Source organism: Allobosea sp. 01N443, assembly GCF_056399325.1.
This window is the reverse complement of record NZ_JBFTRC010000364.1, coordinates 1-2,041: the sequence shown is the minus strand read 5'-3', so window position 1 is coordinate 2,041 and position 2,041 is coordinate 1. Positions and strand designations below refer to the sequence as shown.

2 protein-coding genes are annotated in these 2,041 nt (G+C 65.1%); both read left to right on the top strand.

The window, feature by feature from the left end; genetic code table 11:
• Window positions 1–36: 36 nt before the first annotated feature.
• Window positions 37–1,332: an ABC transporter substrate-binding protein gene (locus AC1DRP_RS36340; protein ID WP_441504589.1), complete on the top strand. Its 1,296-nt coding sequence runs from the start codon at window positions 37–39 to the stop codon at window positions 1,330–1,332.
• A 38-nt stretch (window positions 1,333–1,370) separates the two neighbouring features.
• The coding region (locus tag AC1DRP_RS36335; protein ID WP_476771109.1) for a carbohydrate ABC transporter permease at window positions 1,371–2,041 on the top strand (671 nt) is incomplete at its 3' end.

The following is a 2,041-nucleotide window of genomic DNA, read 5'->3' as shown; positions in this document are numbered from 1 at the left end:
GCGAAAAGCGGTGATGATCCAGGGAAGGAAACAGGGATGACGAACCTCAACGGAACAGGCACGGTTTTCTCTCGGCGGCATATTCTGGGCGCCGGGCTCGCTCTCTCGGTCGGGTCGGGGAGGGCGGCGCGGGCCCAGGCGCCGGTGAGCCTCAATTTCGCGGTCTGGGGCAACCGGGCGGAGGAGGACGCTTTCCGCCGGCTGATCGCGGGCTACACCGCGCAAAACCCGCATGTCTCGATCCGGCTGGAGCTCAGCGGATCCTCCGGCCAGCTCTATCAGCAGGTCGATACGCGCCTCGCCGGCCGGCAGGCCCCCGATCTGGTCCGCATCCAGTACCAGCAGGTCGGCCGCTATGCGAAAGCAGGCGCAATCGTCGATCTGAGCGGGCATCTCGACGGCGGCCTGGCAGCGCAATTCGCCCCCGCATTGTGGAAGGCCGTCACCTATCGCGACAAGGCCTTCGCCATTCCCCACCACACCGACACGCTCGCGGTCTATTGCAACATGGAGATGTTCCGGCGGGCCGGAATCGAGCTGCCGCGGCGGCTCGAGGACAGCTGGCGCTGGGAGGAGTTCATCCGGATCGCCCGGATGCTGAAGGACAAGGCCGGAGCGCCATTCGGCTTCGCCTGCGCCTGGCAGAACACCGCCGCCTATCGCTTTCTGCCCTTCCTCTACCAGAATGGCGGCAAATTGCTCGACGAGCAGCTGCTCCAGCCGCAGCTCTCGTCGAAGGAGGGTCTCGAGGCGATCGCCTGGGCCCAGTCCTGGTTCACCGACAAGCTCGTCCCGCCCACGACCTCGATCAAGACCAACGAGCAGACGCAGAACCTCTTCGCCAACGGGACGATCGGCATGCTGGTGCATGGCGACTGGCAGATCCCGTTCCTGCAGGACGCGATGAAACAGGCGGAGTGGCAGGTGACCTATATGCCGCGCAGCGTCAGCATGGCCTCCGATCTCGGCGGCAATTGTCTGGCCGTGACGCGCGACAGCAAGAACCGGGATGTCGCCATCGACTTCCTGCGCTATGCCACCAACGAGGCCAATATGCGCGACTTCTGCATCGCCGCCGGCTTCCTGCCGGTTCGGCGCAGCCTCATGGAAACGAAGCTGGACTACCCGCTTCGTCCCGACGCGATGCAGGTCTTCGTCGAGCAGTCGCGGACGATCCCGGACCATCTGGCCGCGACGGTGACGCTGCCGGATTTCAGCCGCATCAATACGAAGCTCGGCGAGCAGCTCGACCTCGCCTTCACCTCCGGCCAGTCGCCAAAGGACACGGCCGAGAACGTGGAAGGCACCATCCGCAGCGTCCTCAAGAGCTGACGGCGGTGCGGCCTGCCGTCCCGTCTGCGAGGTGATCCATGTCCGACAGCGTCGTCATGACCAGCACCGCGCCCCCCGTTACCGGGGCGCGGGGGCGCCGCTCCTTCCGGCGGCCCTGGATGCTGCCCTATCTCCTGATCACGCCCAACCTGCTTCTGTTCAGCGCCTTCAGTTTCTTTCCGCTGCTCTATGCCTTCTATATCAGCTTCCATGACTGGAGCCTGATCGGCGACGTCACCTATGCCGGCCTGGCCAATTATCGCAGGCTGGTGGCCGACACGCAGTTCTGGYACGCGCTGTTGAATACGGCGGTCTATGCCGTGGCTTCGGTGCCCACCACCATGGCAGGCGGGCTGCTCCTGGCCGTGGCGCTGAACCGACGGATGCCGGGGCGGGTCTTCCTGCGCAGCGTCTATTTCCTTCCGGTCGTGGTTTCGGCCGTCGCCACCGGCATCATCGCCGCCTGGATGTTCAACGAGCATTACGGCGTCATCAACTCCCTGATCGTGCGCCTCGGCGGCGACCGGATCCCATGGCTCTCCTCGCCGGCCTGGGCGCTGCCGTCGCTGGTGATTGCGACATTCTGGGTCAGGGTCGGCTTCTGCATGGTGGTGTATCTCGCCGCGCTGCAGTCGATCCCGACGCTCTATTACGAAGCCGCGACCATGGATGGCGCGTCGCCCTCTCGCCAGTTCTGGAAGATCACGCT

Coding starts and splice junctions, on each gene's coding strand:
- AC1DRP_RS36340 (WP_441504589.1), top strand. CDS start 37: ATGACGAACCTCAACGGAACAGGCACGGTTTTCTCTCGGCGGCATATT.